17 protein-coding genes are annotated in these 15,227 nt (G+C 66.8%); 9 read left to right on the top strand and 8 right to left on the bottom strand.

What is annotated here, in order from left to right:
- Positions 1-85: 85 nt before the first annotated feature.
- Positions 86-781: a hypothetical protein gene (locus tag ABZ382_RS07195; RefSeq protein WP_357085296.1), complete on the bottom strand. Its 696-nt coding sequence runs from the start codon at positions 779-781 to the stop codon at positions 86-88.
- Positions 782-969: 188 nt separating this feature from the next.
- On the bottom strand, positions 970-1,170 hold the full coding sequence (locus tag ABZ382_RS07200; protein WP_357085298.1) for a hypothetical protein: 201 nt from the start codon (positions 1,168-1,170) through the stop codon (positions 970-972).
- A 282-nt stretch (positions 1,171-1,452) separates the two neighbouring features.
- Between ABZ382_RS07200 and ABZ382_RS07205 the strand changes: the two genes are divergently transcribed.
- Both ABZ382_RS07205 and ABZ382_RS07210 read left to right on the top strand, forming a co-directional pair.
- Positions 1,453-2,349 (top strand): helix-turn-helix domain-containing protein, encoded by an 897-nt coding sequence (locus ABZ382_RS07205; protein ID WP_357085300.1) that lies wholly within the window; start codon positions 1,453-1,455, stop codon positions 2,347-2,349.
- 324 nt (positions 2,350-2,673) lie between these two features.
- Positions 2,674-3,324 carry an HAD family hydrolase gene (locus ABZ382_RS07210; protein ID WP_357085301.1) on the top strand — a complete coding sequence of 217 codons (651 nt, stop codon included), beginning with the start codon at positions 2,674-2,676 and terminating at the stop codon, positions 3,322-3,324.
- On the opposite strand, the gene ABZ382_RS07215 is transcribed toward ABZ382_RS07210, so the two are convergent.
- Positions 3,321-4,589 (bottom strand): helix-turn-helix transcriptional regulator, encoded by a 1,269-nt coding sequence (locus tag ABZ382_RS07215; protein ID WP_357085303.1) that lies wholly within the window; start codon positions 4,587-4,589, stop codon positions 3,321-3,323. The two genes, ABZ382_RS07210 and ABZ382_RS07215, sit on opposite strands and share 4 nt — an antisense overlap.
- A 168-nt stretch (positions 4,590-4,757) precedes the next feature.
- On the opposite strand from ABZ382_RS07215, the gene ABZ382_RS07220 reads away from it, so the two are divergent.
- Together ABZ382_RS07220 and ABZ382_RS07225 are read left to right on the top strand one after the other, a co-directional pair.
- Positions 4,758-5,060 carry a hypothetical protein gene (locus ABZ382_RS07220; RefSeq protein ID WP_357085305.1) on the top strand — a complete coding sequence of 101 codons (303 nt, stop codon included), beginning with the start codon at positions 4,758-4,760 and terminating at the stop codon, positions 5,058-5,060.
- Positions 5,057-5,341, top strand: coding sequence for a hypothetical protein (locus ABZ382_RS07225; RefSeq protein WP_357085307.1), 285 nt, complete (start codon positions 5,057-5,059; stop codon positions 5,339-5,341). The genes ABZ382_RS07220 and ABZ382_RS07225 overlap by 4 nt, the downstream gene beginning before the upstream one ends.
- A gap of 15 nt (positions 5,342-5,356) precedes the next feature.
- Here the strand turns inward: ABZ382_RS07225 and ABZ382_RS07230 are convergent, their stop codons facing one another.
- Positions 5,357-5,848 (bottom strand): hypothetical protein, encoded by a 492-nt coding sequence (locus ABZ382_RS07230; RefSeq protein ID WP_357085309.1) that lies wholly within the window; start codon positions 5,846-5,848, stop codon positions 5,357-5,359.
- Between the two features lie 429 nt (positions 5,849-6,277).
- Between ABZ382_RS07230 and ABZ382_RS07235 the strand changes: the two genes are divergently transcribed.
- A complete protein-coding gene (locus ABZ382_RS07235) occupies positions 6,278-6,601 on the top strand; it encodes a nuclear transport factor 2 family protein (protein WP_357085310.1) in 324 nt (107 codons plus the stop codon).
- Between the two features lie 234 nt (positions 6,602-6,835).
- On the opposite strand, the gene ABZ382_RS07240 is transcribed toward ABZ382_RS07235, so the two are convergent.
- From ABZ382_RS07240 to cynR, 3 genes are all read right to left on the bottom strand, one after another.
- A complete protein-coding gene (locus tag ABZ382_RS07240) occupies positions 6,836-8,254 on the bottom strand; it encodes a serine/threonine-protein kinase (RefSeq protein WP_357085312.1) in 1,419 nt (472 codons plus the stop codon).
- A gap of 150 nt (positions 8,255-8,404) precedes the next feature.
- Positions 8,405-9,460: a DUF6585 family protein gene (locus ABZ382_RS07245; RefSeq protein WP_357085314.1), complete on the bottom strand. Its 1,056-nt coding sequence runs from the start codon at positions 9,458-9,460 to the stop codon at positions 8,405-8,407.
- Positions 9,461-9,597: 137 nt separating this feature from the next.
- Positions 9,598-10,548: a transcriptional regulator CynR gene (gene cynR / locus ABZ382_RS07250; RefSeq protein WP_357085316.1), complete on the bottom strand. Its 951-nt coding sequence runs from the start codon at positions 10,546-10,548 to the stop codon at positions 9,598-9,600.
- Between the two features lie 90 nt (positions 10,549-10,638).
- On the opposite strand from cynR, the gene ABZ382_RS07255 reads away from it, so the two are divergent.
- The 4 genes from ABZ382_RS07255 (at position 10,639) to ABZ382_RS07270 (ending at position 13,765) form a co-directional block, all read left to right on the top strand.
- Positions 10,639-11,247 carry a carbonic anhydrase gene (locus tag ABZ382_RS07255; RefSeq protein WP_357085318.1) on the top strand — a complete coding sequence of 203 codons (609 nt, stop codon included), beginning with the start codon at positions 10,639-10,641 and terminating at the stop codon, positions 11,245-11,247.
- 61 nt (positions 11,248-11,308) lie between these two features.
- Positions 11,309-11,779 carry a cyanase gene (gene cynS, locus ABZ382_RS07260; RefSeq protein WP_357085320.1) on the top strand — a complete coding sequence of 157 codons (471 nt, stop codon included), beginning with the start codon at positions 11,309-11,311 and terminating at the stop codon, positions 11,777-11,779.
- Positions 11,780-11,943: 164 nt separating this feature from the next.
- Complete coding sequence (locus ABZ382_RS07265) at positions 11,944-13,323, top strand: metallophosphoesterase (RefSeq protein ID WP_357085322.1); 1,380 nt, start codon at positions 11,944-11,946, stop codon at positions 13,321-13,323.
- A gap of 172 nt (positions 13,324-13,495) precedes the next feature.
- A complete protein-coding gene (locus tag ABZ382_RS07270) occupies positions 13,496-13,765 on the top strand; it encodes a hypothetical protein (protein ID WP_357085324.1) in 270 nt (89 codons plus the stop codon).
- 122 nt (positions 13,766-13,887) lie between these two features.
- Here ABZ382_RS07270 and ABZ382_RS07275 read toward each other — a convergent pair whose 3' ends face one another.
- A complete protein-coding gene (locus ABZ382_RS07275; protein ID WP_357085326.1) occupies positions 13,888-15,096 on the bottom strand; it encodes a hypothetical protein in 1,209 nt (402 codons plus the stop codon).
- Positions 15,097-15,227: the final 131 nt, after the last annotated feature.

The raw sequence follows: 15,227 nt of genomic DNA on the forward strand, positions 1-15,227 counted from the left end.
TAATTCCGATGACGCGATGTTCGGACCATGCCCAACGACCTGTGGTCGTGCACAAGTCGTCTCGGGGCTCGGCCGTGCACCACGGCTACGCGTGAGCGATCTCCCTGGCACGCCGGTAGGCGTCGGAGGAATCGAGTAGGTGCTGCTCGAATTTCGGCGCTCGTGACTCTCGCTCACCGAGGTGCAGCTTCGCCCCCAGATGTGCATCCATGACCTGCACCGCGTCATCGGCGCGATGCAGCAGCAGCAACAGCAAGATGAGCCTTCGGACAAACTGTGGGTGACTATGGCTGTCCTCGGACACCACGCCATCGATCAGAGGCTGGATTTGCAGCCTTGCGGCCACCCAGGCCTCTACCGGTCCGTCCACGATTTCAACGAACTCCTCGACGGCCGGGCCGATGTCGTCGTCGGTCTCGATTAGAATCTCCTGTTCGGATCCTCCGAAACTGCCTCGACGCCCGAAGCTTTCGATCGCGATCTCAGTGGAGTAGGGCCGGCCGGTGTGCAGGTCGAAATTGCTGACCGCGGCCTCGGGTACCGCGTCCACAGCATCCTGCAAAGCAGGAACAGCCAGCGATGCCACACCGGTCAACCGCAGCTCGTCGTACGTCAGAACCAGGTCGGCGAGGATTTCCAGGATGGCCGAGAACTGCTCGCCCTCAACGGTTTTGCGGAAGAGGTAGCCGTCATCCTCCCGGTGCATCGTGAAACCGCGGTCGACGCACATCGCAGTCCTCAGTTCCCGGGCCAACTCCACACGGGTCGCACCAGTCGCCATCGCCCCTCCGAACACCATCGATCTCGGCAGGGCCGCGACGATTCACTGCGTCAACGATCCGCTCGCCACCGCCGTACGATACCCGTTCACCGCCAGCAGCTCGATCGGCATCGAACGTCCTGTCAGGCCGCATAGCGCGCTGGCCGCGAGGTAGATGACCTGTGCTGTAGGCCCGGCAGTCTTGGCGCTCAGGTGTAGACGTTGCGCCCGTATTCGCCGTGCGGCAGCGTGAAATCGTCTGGCCGTTCTGCTCTCAGACGGCGGTAACGCAGGTCGAACTCGTCGATAGCTTCGTGGAGGCTGCAGCCCATTTCAGTCTTGATGGCACGGAGGGCTTGGACCACCTTCTCCGCAACGATCATGTCGTCCAGCGAGGTTCCGTCATTCACGTGGGCAGTGTGTCGGGTGCGCTGCGGATCGGCAACAGGATTCCGGCACAGCCTCAGCACAGGAGGTTTCAGCCGATGCGGCAAACGTACTCATCTGCCGCATACCGCGCTGACCGAACCGGCCAGCGCCTGGCGCCGGCGTCCGGAAACCTGGTGCGGTGCAGAACGTCCGGTATTGCCTGTGGTCTCAATGGTGTAGCGCAACACTGGATATGTCCGGGTGGAGCGGGGATGTGATGCGTGATGGCCTCGACGAGACTGTTGTCGGAGAAGCGGATACCGTTGACCGAACCCGAGATCGAGGAAGTGTGGCGACGTTGGAGATCCGGGCAAGCGATCAAGGTCCTGGCCCGCGAGATGCGCCGGGATCCTTCGACGGTGCGGGAACTGCTCAAACGCTGCGGCGGTGTCCGGCCTGCGGCGCGTCACCGAAACTCGCTGCGGTTGAGTCTGGCTGAACGCGAAGAGATCTCACGCGGCCTCGCTGCCGGGGACTCCTTGCGAGCGATCGCGCGATGCTTAGGACGAGCCCCGTCAACGATCTCGCGGGAGGTCAGCGGCCATGGCGGTCGCTTCGCCTATCGAGCCCTGCCCGCAGACCGGGCGGCCTGGGCGCGAGTGGTGCGACCGAAACCGACCAAACTTTCCCAGGATCCGAAACTGGCGCAGATAGTGGCCGAGAAACTCACCGCCCGCTGGTCGCCGCAGCAGATCGCGGGCTGGCTGGCACGAAACCAGAAGTCCAGCATGGGATATGTGTCGCACGAAACGAGCTTCGAAAAGTTATGCCCGGCGCTCACTGCGACAGCGGTAACCACCGTTACGCCGATCAGACCTGACGGCCCATACCAGTGCAGCGCAGAGGCCGCCGAACATGATGCCTCCAGCCAGGAAGATTCCCACCCCGACAATGGCGGTAGCGAGCGCAGGAGTGCCGAAGCCGAAGTACACAGCGAACGGACTCGACAGCATTGCGCCGATGAAGCCCCCGATCAAGGCCACGACGAGAACGGGTCGGTCTTTCATGAATCCGACTTTAGCCTTCGAGCAGTCATCCACTCCGTCCAAGACACCCAGCAGCATCACAGACATCCGCTACTGCCGCATACCGCGCTGAGCGAAACGGTCAGCGCGGGTGCGGGCAGCCGTAACCTGGCGCGGTGCGGCATGACCGCCTGAACCCGCACCGAATAGCGTGCGGTTGACCGACCTCGGCGCCCGTGGCCAAGAACTGCAGGGTGTGCCCACTCATTTCGAATTGCCCCTGGCATCCCCATGCCATCCGGAATCGATGGCATGGGGAGTGAGACGTCAGCTACCTGGTCACGTCCTTCGCGGCGCTCGGTCCGGACCGAGGAACCGCAAATCCGTTCGGGGAACTTAGCGAATGCCCGCTCATCACCATTGACCAGTGGCACCGGGTAGCCTGCACCGGTCACGCTGACGAAGCACGCCGGGCGATCGGCCGCTGAGCGTCGATCGGTGCCGGGTAGCGTGTGGCCAATGATCGAGGCTGTCGTGTTCGATGTCGGGGAAACGCTCGTAGATGAGACGCGGGAGTACGGCACGTGGGCTGATTGGCTCGGGGTGCCGAGGCACACGTTCGTTTCCGTTTTCGGTGCGACGATCGCTCAGGGCAAGGATTATCGCGAGGCGTTTCAGGTGTTTCGGCCCGGCTTCGATCTGGCGGAAGAGCGCGAGGCGCGGGCGCGGGCAGGGCAGCCGGAAACGTATGGGGAAGAGGACCTCTACGTCGATGTCCGGCCCGCGTTGTCGAAACTGCGGGACTTGGGTGTGTGGGTCGGGATCGTCGGGAACCAGACTGTTCGATCAGGTTCGATCCTTCGAAGTCTGGACCTGCCAACCGATTTCATCGCCACATCGGACGATTGGGGTGTCCAGAAGCCCGCGGTCGAGTTCTTCGAGAAGGTGGTCGAGGTCGCACCCTGCGCGGCTGACCGGATCGTCTATGTCGGTGACCGCGTCGAGAACGACATCGCGCCCGCGAAGGCGGTGGGTATGCGGACCGCGTACATCCAGCGCGGGCCGTGGGGGTGGATTCAGCGAGACTTGCCGGAGGTCGCGGAACTGTCGGACTGGAGGATCCGCGACCTCCACGAACTACCGGAAATTGTTGCCGCAGAGAATGCTTAGGTGGCCAGCGATCTGATCATGGTGTGCCAGTTGTACAGCTGATCGTCGAGGTCGCGTACCGCGGGGAGCGAGTCCCATTCCCGGAGGGTCTGCCGGACGGTTCGCACGCGGTCCATCGCGGTCGCGTACCAGTGCTCGCCGAGCAGTTCCAGCGCCTTGCCGAGATGCGCGCACGCCTTCTCCGGATTCCGGTCGAGCGACTCAGCGGCAGCCAGGTCCGCGTAGAGCACCGCGCGCTGCTTGATCGCGTCGATGGGCAGGTCCGCTAGCGCCCGCTCGAGCGTGTCACGTGCGGCCGTGCCCTGGCCGGCGGCGATCTGGGTGTTGCCCTTGAAACCAGCGAGTCGTGCGGGCGAGAACCAGTCCAGCCATACCGGGCTCGGGGCCTCGTCCGGGTCGTGTTCGGCGTATGTCCGTTCGGCGTGATCGAGCAGTTCGAGTGCGCGATCGACACCGCCGATGCGAGTTTCGACCTCGGCCTCGACCGCGTCCAGCCACGCGATCATCTCCGCGCCTGCGTCCCCGCGTTCGGCGAACACGCGTGCACCGCGCAGACTTTCGCGTGCGGCTTCGAGCCGTTGGGGTCGAGGGTCATCGCTGTCGTTGGCGAACGCGGGTGCGAATGCCATGTGCGCCAGGGTCGCCGCACCCAGCAGCGCGTCGTCGGCACGGCCCGCCGCTCGCAGCGCGAGCCCGAAACTCGCCACCGCGAGTTGCGGCTGCTGCAGATCGAAGAACTCCAGCCGACCTGTCAAGAGACTGGTTTCGGCGACGGCGCGCGCCATCAACTTCTGGCCGGACCCCGGAACCTGTTCCAGCAGATCCCATCCCAGCGCGGAGTGTGTGGCCACCAGCTGCTGTAGACGGTCAGCGGGCACCGACCAATACATGCGGCGGTACGCGGCCGCCGCGGACATGAAGTCCGATGCCACCGACTGAGGCAGCGTCCCCGGTATCGCGCCCGCATGTCGGGATGCCCAGGTCTCGCGGTTTCCGATCGCCTGCGGGCGAGACGATTCGGAGCCGGATCTGCGGGATGAGGTGAAGCCCAGCTCGGCGATCGGCCGATTGAACAAGGCCTGCAGGGCCTGAGCGTGGTCGGCCTGCGGCCATGGCGGTGCGTCCGATTCCCATCGCCCGATGGTCTTCTTGGTCACCGCGATGCGGAGGCCGATGCTCCGAGCGGTTTCGTTGAGGGCCTTCGCCAGATCCTCCTGCGATCGGTAGCCAAGACTCAAGCGCGCCAGGCGAAGTGGGGATGTCATGCCGCACCATCTTACGCCCGAACTTGGGAGTCTTTGTCCTCTTGGAGACAGAAAATGTCTTTGCAATGTCCCCTCGAATGACGTGTTTTGGGACATTGACCAGTGACATTCTGGGAATCAGCTTCCGAACCCGGGAGCTACGCATCGAGGCTCGGGAGGGGACCTTCCGTGAACACGACAGAAGCCAGGGTGATGCGCGTGCTCGCAGCCGGCGGCCCGCTCACGATGGACCAGATCGCACGCTCCGCGGGCATATCCGTCCGCAGCGCTCAGACCGGCATCAGATCGCTGGCCGCCAAGGGCTTTACCGTCGGCACCATGGGCAAACGCGGCAACGCGTGGATGCTGACGTCCACAGGATCACGCTTCGCGATCGGCAGGCGCGGTCGCGCACTACTCGACACTCCGGAACCGGGCCAGAGGGCAACCGCCGCCCGGACTGGACCCGCCGCGAGCGAGGCTATGCCGTGACTATCGAGGACATCTTGGCGCTACTGCACGAGGGCGACCATGTCGGGTGGGTTTGCTACCAGGACGGGTCGTGGGCGCTGCTCGGTTCGGACGGATGGGCTGGGCCCGTGATCACGCCGAGCGACATGCTCGCGGCGGTGGGGCGGGATTTGGATGGGCTCGAGGAATCCGGCCTCATCACCGAGGTTATTGATGCCGAACCACTTTCGGTGATCGACTTGGACAGCAACGACAGACGACCTGGGCCCGCCTCGGAAGACGCCACTGCTGATGGCTGGTGAGACCCAGCGGGATTGTCAGCGCCGAAGCTGCCTCTCAGAAGGGTCAGCGTTTTCGATTCGCCGGAGTTGGTCTGCGATCGCGGCTGTCTCCTCGGTGTGGGCGTCGCTCGCGTGATGGATCCACCAGCCCGGTCCCCAGCGCAGGACCCTGCCGTACAAGGTCAAGACGAGACCTGACTCGAAATCCGATGCGGGCACACGGATACTGCGTACCAAGGGATCGGGGTCGCATTCGCTGTCGAAGCGGCCCTTTCCGGGCGAATACCGCGGAGTGGGTTCGTCCCAGGTATCGAAGAACACCCACGGTCCGTCGTCGGCTGGTGCGTAGCATGACACGCGCGTACCCACCCTGAGACTCGGTGTGCCGAAGGCGGCTTCCACCTCGCTGCGGCGGAAGTCGCGATCGTCTGCCCACTCCCGCACGCGAGTCAGGGGCAGCCATTCGTCGGTGTCGAGCCGGCGCTCGACCTGGAGGTAGCCCAACTGGTGGTAGAGCTCGGCGTACACCGATGCGACCTCGGCTGTGCAGCGGCCATCCACGCCGAAGGTCGCAGCGAAAGGGCCGTGTACTCCTAGTTTTCCGAAGCGGCGCAACGATTCTCGAAGGTGTTCATATTCATCGTCTCGGTCGTCCAGGTAACAGAGATCTCGAAGTCGGCCACCTGCCACCGATTCCATCTCCGGTCCGGACCGGGCCCACGTCTCGGGCCGGGCAAATAGCTGCCGCGACTCCACGAGCCAACAACGCTTCAGATCCTCCGATGACCGCACCCATCGAGCCTAGGCATACCGACATGTCGCCGCCCGTCGGTCAGTCGTGCACGTTCACGCGCTGGGGCGGGGTGCCGCCGATGAGGGTGGCCGATTGTGGGGTGGGCCGACATGCGATCATCGATTCGTCGAGTCCATCGCTTGTCGAATCAAGGGAGTGTGCTCATGACTATCGCCCTCGATCAGCTGACAGAACCTGCGGTGCGGGCGTTTGTCGCCGCAGTGAACGCGGGTGACCGCAATGCCTTCGAATCGGCCCTCACGCTTGGGGCGACGATGTCCGATGATGGGTCGGACCGGGATATCGCGGACTGGACCGAGCGGGAGATCTTCTCGTCCGAAGGTCATATGGATGTGTTGACACAAACGGGTGACGGGCTCGGTCTGGTCGCGAACTATCGCAATGACACCTGGGGTGCGATGCGGACCGCCTGGCGGTTCACCGTCGACAACGGGAAGGTCAGCCGGTTCGAGACGGGGCAGGCGTAGGACGTGTCTCGACGTGGCGCCGAGGGCTAGTTGCTGTGCACGTCGGATCTTCGGATCGGCACACTGGGATCGTGAAAACTTCGCACGACTGGCACGCGATGAACGACGCAGTACGGGCGGCGGAGTTTCGGTGCGAGTGGGGCACGGCGATCGCCGTCGTCAGCGCTGCTGCCGGGGAGTCACCATGGCAGCGATGTGAATGGTGGCGAGGTGGCGGACCCGATCCGGCCGCTCCTAACGCGGGGGCAGGCCTTCGAGGGCTGCCTTCGCGGGGGCGTAGCCGGCTTGGGCGGATTTGCGGTAGACGCGTTTGGCGGCGTCGGTGCGGCCCAGGGATTTCCATTGGTCGCCGAGGGCTTTCAGGGCGACCATATCGCCGTCCTGTTCGACCTGGCGGTACAGGAGTTCGGCGCGGTCCTCTTCACCGCGGGCCTCGTGAACCGTTGCGAGGTGGACCTTTCCGAGGATGTGGCCGTGGTCAGCGTAGCGCCGGTACCAGTAGGCGGCTTGGTTGAGGTCGCCGGTTTTCATGCACATGTGTCCGAGGGTGAGCATCGAGAGCGTTTCGCCGTTCTCGGCGGCTCGGCGGTACCAGCGTTCGGCTTCGGTGCGGGCGCCGCGGTTTTCGAGGAGGCGCGCGAGGAAGGACATGGAGAGGGCGTCGTCCAGTGCCGCGGCCTGGCGGAGCAGGCGTTCGGCTTCGCCGATATCGCCACGCTTCTGATGATCGCGGGCACGGGCCAAGAGCTGGCGGACTTCGCCGCGTCTGCGGCTGCCTCCCGTGGGGCGTGAATTGTCCTTGGAAACTTCCGGTTTCGGGGTCAGCGCCGAGGGCGTCCGGCCCGACAGCAGGGTCAGCGCGTCGGGAATGGACGGGCGTAGTTCGGGCCGTTTGTCCATCAGACGGGCGATGAGCTGGTTGAGATGCCCGGCGCGGGCGGGTGCGGGTGCCGCGCCGAACATCACCGCTTTCATCGTTCCGTGAATGGTGTCGCGGCGGAACGGGGAAATCCCCTCCACCGCCTGATAGAGCGTGACGCCGAGGGAGTACAGGTCGCCGGCCGGGGTGTCGTCGCCGTCGATGCGTTCGGGCGCCATGTACTCGAACGAACCGATCAACGTCTCCTTGGCGGTGAGCGTGTTGTCGGAATGATGGCGGGCGGTCCCGAAATCCGTGAGCAGTACTTCGCCTCCGGTGGCGAGCAGGATATTGCCGGGCTTGATATCGCGGTGGACCACACCGGCGTCATGCGCGGCCCGCAGGGCCTCCAGCAAGGCGCCGGCGATGGTGGTGGCTTCCGCGACGGCCACCGGCCCATCGCTGTCGAGTTGCTGTTTCAGCGATCGGCCGGACACCAGTCGCATGATGATCCACGGCGTCGAGCCGTCGGCGACCACATCGAGGACACCGACGATATTCGGATGATCGCGCAGCCGTGCGGCATTGCGGGCCTCGCGCTCGGCGCGCGCCACTCGCTCGGCGTGCTCCGCGCTCGATTCGGTGTATGGGAGCAGCACTTCCTTCACCGCGACATCGACCCGCAACCGCTCGTCGCGCGCCTTCCACACCGTCCCGAACCCGCCACTGCCCAGCTTCTCGATCAACCGGTAGCGGCCGGCGAGCACCGAGCCCGGTCGTCCCAGCGTCGACATGAAGCCCCTAGCGATCTTGTGCCTCACCAATATTCGGAACCCAGACAACCGTACTCGATTTCGACTACCGCCGTCCCTGGGCATGCGTTCGACAGCTCTTGCGATCCGGTCGCTGACGTCGGCGCGGTCTCCTATCGAAGATCCCGCGAATCAGTTGCGCCGTTCCCGCTCCTGCCGTAGGCGGTCGATGGCTCGTGCGATCCAGGTTGCGCGGTCGGCGGTGGGGAGTCGGTCGCGCTCGACGGCGATCAGGGCCTCCGCGGTTGTCTTGTCGCCGATCACCATGGCGAGCAGGGTGGGGAAGTTGTCGGCTGGGCTCGCCGGAGAATCCGGTGCCGTGTACGCGGGCGCGGCGACGCCCGGCCCTTGGTTCTGCGCCATCAGATCGCGGGCCAATGTCAGGAAGAGGTGCAGGTTGGGGATTTCGCGGACCGGGCAGGCAGTGAACAGGCGGCGGGTCTTGTGGACTCGGAGGCGGCCGTCGCGAATCTCGATGTGACGGACGTCGGGCCACGGGATGGTTTTGTCTTCATCGCCGAGACCGCGCGCGGTCAGCCACAGGCGGTCGAAAGACACGTGGTCGCCCCGGCGCAGCTTTTCGGCGGCGATGGGCAGTTGGGCCGTTTGAACGGCGTCCTGGATGGCCGCGCCCCAGCGGATGGCGTCGGGTGGCCCGCCCTGCGAGAAGTCCTTGAGGCTGAACTTCTCGCCTGCGATGTCGAGCACTTCGTAGTCGTGGGTGGTTCTGGTCTCGAACACCCCGTACAGCATCTCCCGGACCAAGGATTGGCGAATCTCGGTGGTGTCGTAGCGCAGGACGCGCAGTCGGTCGGCGTCCGCGGAGACGAGGCCGCGCTCATAGAGGTCGAGCCGGACCGCGCGGAATGTGGCGGGGCCGAACAGGCTCATGTACATGTGCGAGATGAAGGCGTAGCCGAACGCCAGCAAGAAGGGCCCGAAGCACACCAGGCCCCCGATGTCGCTGAGCTGGTCGCCGTCTGTGCGCGTGAACAATTCGACCGTGAGCATGACGGTGGCCACCGCCAGTACCACAGCCAGGACGCCGCACAGCAGTATCGAAGGCCGCACCGTGGGAAGCATGCGCGCGTACACCTGTCGGTGAGCGCCCAGGTCGGCCTCCCGTGCGGCCTTGCCGATCCGATCGAGCAGCCCTTGGTCGTCGTAAGCCGGTCTCGTGTCTGCCATCGTGCTTCCTGCCCCCCTGAACCCGCATCGAGTTCGGTGGACCACAGCATGTCATTTCACGTGCTCGCCTGCTCTGTATTGCGTTGGCACCGGCGGAAACTGACGTCTCGGCAGGTCGGTGTGGGGGAGCGGCCCGATTACGCCGACGGCGCACCGGGAATTCGCGGGGCGGGCAGGCGGTCACGGACCCACTGGCGGACGAGATCGGTGAAGGCGCGGGCGGCGGCAGGTCGATAGGCCCGTTCGCGGCGGAGCAGGGCGACGGTGCGAGTGGGCAGCGGGGGATCGAGGTCGATGGGGCGCAAGCCGGGGTAGGCGGCGGCGATCGGGGGAGGCAGGACGGTCGCCAGGGCGGTGCGGCGCACGATCTCGATGACCGACTGGACGGCATTGGCCTGCACGGCGATTCGCGGTGTCACCGCGTGTGCGCGAAGGTATTCGTCGATGTGGCCACGGGTGGCGAAGTCGCGGCTGAGCAGGGCCAGTTCCTGGTCGGCGAGGGCGGCGACGGGCAGGGGTGAGTGGGTGGTGCTGTGCTCTCCGACGACCAGGCTCAGGTCCTCCTCGAAGAGCGGGGTGGCCTCGATGCCGGGCGGTGTCGTGCCGAGGAAGGCGATGCCGAGGTCGATGTCGTCGGCGAGGATGGCGGATTCCATTGCCTCCTGGGCGCTTTCGCTCACGTCCAGGGTGATGCCGGGGTGGTTGGCGTGGAAGTCGGCGACGAGGGGTCCGACCAGATAGGGCGTGAAGGTCGGGGTGACCGCGAGGCGCAGGGCGCCGCGGGCGAGATCCTCGACATCGTGGACGGCGCGGTCGGCGGCGGTCAGCTCGCGCAGGGCGCGGCGGGCATGCTCGACGTAGACGGCACCCGCGTCGGTGAGGCGGACCGAGCGGCCGGTGCGGTCGAGTAGTGGGACGCCCACCAGCCGTTCGAGTTGGCGGATCTGCTGGGAGAGCGTCGGCTGGGAGACGTGCAGGTCCTCGGCCGCGCGGGTGAAGTTGCCGTGCTCGGCGACGGCGAGCAGGTAGCGCAGATGGCGGAGTTCCGGGGTCACAGCCCGACTATAGATGACAACAATGATGCCCATCGATATCAAGTCTTGGACACTATAGCTACAGGTCGGGCAGGGTGAATGGCATCGGCCCGCACGGGGCCCCCGCACTCGGAAGGAGTTCCCATGCCGAACCTCGCAGACGGTCTCGGACGGTTCCAGCGCGATGTCTTCCCCGGCAAGGCGGGGCTGTTCGCCCGCCTGGCCGGCGACCACCGCCCGGGTGCGCTGTTCATCGGCTGCTCCGACGCCCGCGTGGTGCCCGAACTCATCACCTCCGCCGAAGCGGGGGAGCTGTTCGTCATCCGCAATGCGGGCAACCTGGTCCCGCCGCACACCCCCGGCGCGGCCAGCGGTGTGGTCGCCAGTATCGAGTACGCGCTGGGCGTGCTCGGGGTCGGCGACATCGTGGTGTGCGGGCACTCGGCGTGCGGGGCGATGACCGCGCTGGCCGAAGGGCAGGACCTGTCGGGGCTGCCCGCGGTCGCGGGCTGGCTGCGGCACGCCGATGCCGCGCGGGCGGCGGTCGATCCCGAGATCGGCGGCGCCGCAGCGGTTTCCGCGCTGGTTCGCCACAATGTGGTGGCGCAGCTGGCCAATCTCGCCACCCATCCGGCGGTGGCCAGGGCATTGGCCCGGCGCACCCTCACCCTGCACGGCTGGGTGTACGACATCGGCTCCGGGCGCGTCGAGGCGCTCGATTCCGACGGAGAGTTCAGCACTCTCGCGGCCTGACAGACCTCGCCAACCGTTCCGCTCGCAAGAATTCTCGCCCTCACAAGAAGGAGACACCCTCATGGTGCACGCACAGTTCGATCCGACCGCCCGCGAAGCCCTCGCCGACGCCGCCGTCGCCGCCAAGATCGCCAAGGACCTGACCTGGCAGCAGATCGCCGACGCCGCCGGACTCTCGCCCGCCTTCACCACCGCCGCCATCCTGGGCCAGCACCCGCTGCCGGAGAAGTCGGCGCTGGCCGTGGCCGAGCTGCTCGACCTGGATGCCGACGCGGCGCGGCTGTTGCAGACCATCCCGCTGCGCGGCTCGATTCCCGGTGGCGTGCCCACCGACCCGACCATCTACCGCTTCTACGAGATGCTGCAGGTCTACGGCACCACGCTGAAGGCCCTGGTGCACGAGCAGTTCGGGGACGGCATCATCTCCGCCATCAACTTCCGCCTGGACGTCAAGAAGGTCGCCGACCCCGAGGGCGGCGAGCGCGCGGTCATCACCCTGGACGGAAAGTACCTGCCGACCAAGCCGTTCTGATGTCCTCCCGCCGGTGAACGTCCGGCCGCCCGGAGATGACCGATCCCACCCGGACTCGACCTGAATGTCCGGAACCGGAAGCCGATCGGTCATGTCCGGGCATCTGGCGGTTCAACCGCACGCCATATCGTCGCTGGTGGGGGAGCACAGCGGACGGAGATGTGATGCTGGAACCGCGACTTCGAACCATGTGGCTGGCCAATGCGGCGAGCGGGGCGGCCGCGGTCGCCGTGCGCACGCCGCGCCCGATCTTCGCCGACCGGACCCGAACACCGCAGGAGACGGTGGTGGCCTCGGATCTGGAACTGGTGACGGTGACCGCTGATTCGGCCATCCTGACCTGGACCACCCGGGCCCGCAACCGAGCCGGGCGGCTGCGCCCGGTCCCCGCCGACACCGAGGTGCGCCTGGCCCCCGCCGACGGACGCGGGCAACCGCGCACCTGGTTGTCCGAGGGGCGCCGGACTCCCTACCACTACGCGGAGATCCGGGGTCTGGAACCGGGCCGCGCCTATCGGTTCGAGGCGTACTCCGACGGCCGCCGCGCCGTGCCCGCCCGCACCTTGGTGACCCGGCGATCCGGAACACCCGAATCCACCGGTGTTTTCACCACCGCCACCCCGCCGCCCGGGCGGCTGATCCGCACCATCGCCCTCGCCAACGACCTGCACTACGGCGAACCCGCCAGCGGCTTGTTCGCGGGCCTGTTCGAGGGCCTGCGCCACGGCACCGACGAATATCCCGACTTCATGCTCACCGCCCTGCTCGAGGATCTGCGCCTGCCCGACCGGGCCGCCGATCAGCTGGTGGTGGCGGGCGACCTGACCGATTCCGGCACCGCCGAGCAGTCGAAGGGCGTCCGCGCCCGCCTCGACGAATGGGGCGAGCTGGGCCGGGATTACTTCGTGTGCCGGGGAAATCACGATGTCCGGCCGCCGGAGGAGCCCGACCACTGGGGCGAGGTCTTCCAGCCGCGCGACCGGCTGGTCGAGTACTTCGCGGGTGGACTGCGGCTCATCGGCCTCGACACCACCCGGGTGCGCGGCGCGGGCGGCACCCTCGCCGCGCCGCAACTGGCCCACCTGCGCGAACTGCTGCGCGGTGAACCCGACCGGCCGACACTGATCTTCGGCCACCATCCGGTCACCCGGCATGCGGCCGTGAGCAATCCGGGCGGGCCCGGGTTCGTGCTGGACCGCTCCAACGCGGCCGCGCTGCACGCCCTGTACGCGAGCGCGCCCGGGGTGTTCCTGCACCACAGCGGGCACACCCACCGGAATCGGCGCACCCGCCCGGATTCCGGGGTCGGCGTGGAATTCCTGGAAGTGGGTGCGGTGAAGGAGTATCCGGGCGGATACACCCTGATCCGCGTCTACGAGGGCGGCTACACGATCAACTTCTACAAGACCCGGTCCGAGGCGGCGCGGCGCTGGAGCACCCGCACGCGCAGCCAATATCTTGGACTGCACCCGGATCACGCGCTGGGCAGTGTGGCCGATCGTAATCACGTTGTCCTGCGCAATTTTTCGGGATTGTCCGGTTAGTCGGGAGCAATCCGCCCGACGCACCGGAATATTCGGTCATTACGACCCGAATGTTCGTTCTGTTCGGCATACTGCCTGGTGCGAGTGCGCACGGCGACGGCTCGTTCACCGGTGTGCGCACGGCGCGGGGCTCGACATCCTGGTTCGGCACTTCTTCAGCAACGGAGGCACGGTGGGCAGGCAGGGCAGGCAGTACCGCTCGAATCACGGCACGCTCCGGCACCAGCGCCCGCCCGTCCGCATCGCTCAGCGGCCCGCTCACCCGTGGAGAGACATCTTCTTCGCCACCAGCTGGCTGTTCTTCGAACTCCCCACCGCGGTGCTGCTCGCGGTCTTCGTGGGCACCGGCTGGCTCGGGTACCTCCAGCACGTGGGCACTCCGGCCCAGCCGCGCTCGGCGGTCGTGGTGCCGGTCGACCCGGCCCGGCCGGGCGGGCACTGACCCGGTCGGCGGGATCCCGATCATCCGATCCACCTGATCCGCACACGAATCGACCCCGGCGCCGCACCAGCGGTACCGGGGTCGATTGCGTTCGTCAGGTCACGAGCGCAGTCGTTCGGGTCTCAGTCGTCGACGGCGGTGCCATTGCGGGGGCGCGACGCGGCGCGGGCGCGGCGGCGGGCGGCCTGCAGTTCGGCGAGTTCCTGCTCGAGGGTCTCGGCGATCCGGAACTGGCCGGTGTCATAGACATTCAGCGGAGGGACGGGATCGGTCAGATCGGCGAGCGGTGACCGTTCGTCCTCGTCGGACTTGCGACTTTTGCCCGTCGCCGAGCGACGCTCCTTGTCCGCAGACTTCGCGGGTTCCGCCTGGCTTTCGGCCTTGGCGGTGGGCCGAGGTTCGACCACTTGTGCTTCTGCGTCAACGGTTTTCTCGGCCTCGCCGGGCCCTGCGGTCAGCGCGGCGGGTCCGGTGGCGGTGGCGGTGCCGCCGGCGGACGGCGGCGTCGGGCGGGTCGGCCAGGCCACGACGGTCGGCATGGCGCGCCGGATCTGCTCACCCGGATCGGGCAGGTCCCGGATCTGGTCGGTGGCGCGCACGATGGCCAGGCCGTACCGGGAGGCCGCGGCATTGTGGATCAGCAGCGCCACACCGATCATCACCGGCGCGATGGCGTGCACCGCCACGTCGTACCAGCTGCCGTTCTTCAGGTACGGGTAGGTGTTGAGGATGACGGTCAGGCTCAGCAGCGCCATCTCGGCCACCACGACCTGGCGGCGGCTGTCGATCACACCCCATTCGGCGACCTTGTTGGTGCCGATCATGATGATCACGAGGCAGACCGAGATCATGCCTTCGAGCAGGTAACTGAACCAGTAGAGGGGATCGGAGGCGCCGCCGGGGGCGATGTTGTGCTGCACGTTGACCGCGGACCAGAGCATGCCGGCCGCGACGACACCGGCGAGCGCGCGCTGGCTCCACGCCCGATGCTTGTACAGCGACGCCAGTTTGGCGTGCGGGCTCGATTCCCGCCGCTGCGCGGCGATCGCCTTGCGGGCGAGCAGCAAGTCGCGAATGTCGGCCTTCTCAATCTCTTCGGTGGTCTGGCGGGCGCGATCCGCCGCGGCAGCCGAGGCCTCGGCGTACTTCCAGCGCTGCGCGCGCTCCTGCTCGCGGATGCGCTCGGCGAGGTCGCGCTCGGCGACGAGCTCGTTCTCCGACAGCGCGTCGGTCAGCGCGGGATCGTATTGGTAGGCCAGCCGGCCGCGGGCCTTCTCGACCCGTAGCGCCAGCTGGGTGACGTCGTCCTCGCGCGGGTTGTCGATCGTCAATTGGTCCCCCGTCCAGGGACTCCCGATGGCTGGCACGTGATTCCGGTAGGCACGGAAGACATTTCTAGTCGATACACGCCCAACCGCGAAACTGTTGGTTTGCCGTTGGTCCAATCCTTACGGCGCGCCGC

Origin of the sequence: Nocardia sp. NPDC005825 (assembly GCF_040630175.1) — a bacterium.
Taxonomy (GTDB): Bacteria; Actinomycetota; Actinomycetes; order Mycobacteriales; family Mycobacteriaceae; genus Nocardia.

What these genes read in the sequence shown, in the direction of transcription:
- ABZ382_RS07245 (WP_357085314.1), bottom strand. Translation starts at nt 9,460, where the DNA reads ATGGCAGACACGAGACCGGCTTACGACGACCAAGGGCTGCTCGATCGG.
- ABZ382_RS07195 (WP_357085296.1), bottom strand. Translation starts at nt 781, where the DNA reads ATGGCGACTGGTGCGACCCGTGTGGAGTTGGCCCGGGAACTGAGGACT.
- ABZ382_RS07265 (WP_357085322.1), top strand. Translation starts at nt 11,944, where the DNA reads ATGCTGGAACCGCGACTTCGAACCATGTGGCTGGCCAATGCGGCGAGC.
- ABZ382_RS07210 (WP_357085301.1), top strand. Translation starts at nt 2,674, where the DNA reads ATGATCGAGGCTGTCGTGTTCGATGTCGGGGAAACGCTCGTAGATGAG.
- ABZ382_RS07215 (WP_357085303.1), bottom strand. Translation starts at nt 4,589, where the DNA reads ATGACATCCCCACTTCGCCTGGCGCGCTTGAGTCTTGGCTACCGATCG.
- cynR (WP_357085316.1), bottom strand. Translation starts at nt 10,548, where the DNA reads ATGGGCATCATTGTTGTCATCTATAGTCGGGCTGTGACCCCGGAACTC.
- ABZ382_RS07255 (WP_357085318.1), top strand. Translation starts at nt 10,639, where the DNA reads ATGCCGAACCTCGCAGACGGTCTCGGACGGTTCCAGCGCGATGTCTTC.
- cynS (WP_357085320.1), top strand. Translation starts at nt 11,309, where the DNA reads ATGGTGCACGCACAGTTCGATCCGACCGCCCGCGAAGCCCTCGCCGAC.
- ABZ382_RS07240 (WP_357085312.1), bottom strand. Translation starts at nt 8,254, where the DNA reads ATGTCGACGCTGGGACGACCGGGCTCGGTGCTCGCCGGCCGCTACCGG.
- ABZ382_RS07235 (WP_357085310.1), top strand. Translation starts at nt 6,278, where the DNA reads ATGACTATCGCCCTCGATCAGCTGACAGAACCTGCGGTGCGGGCGTTT.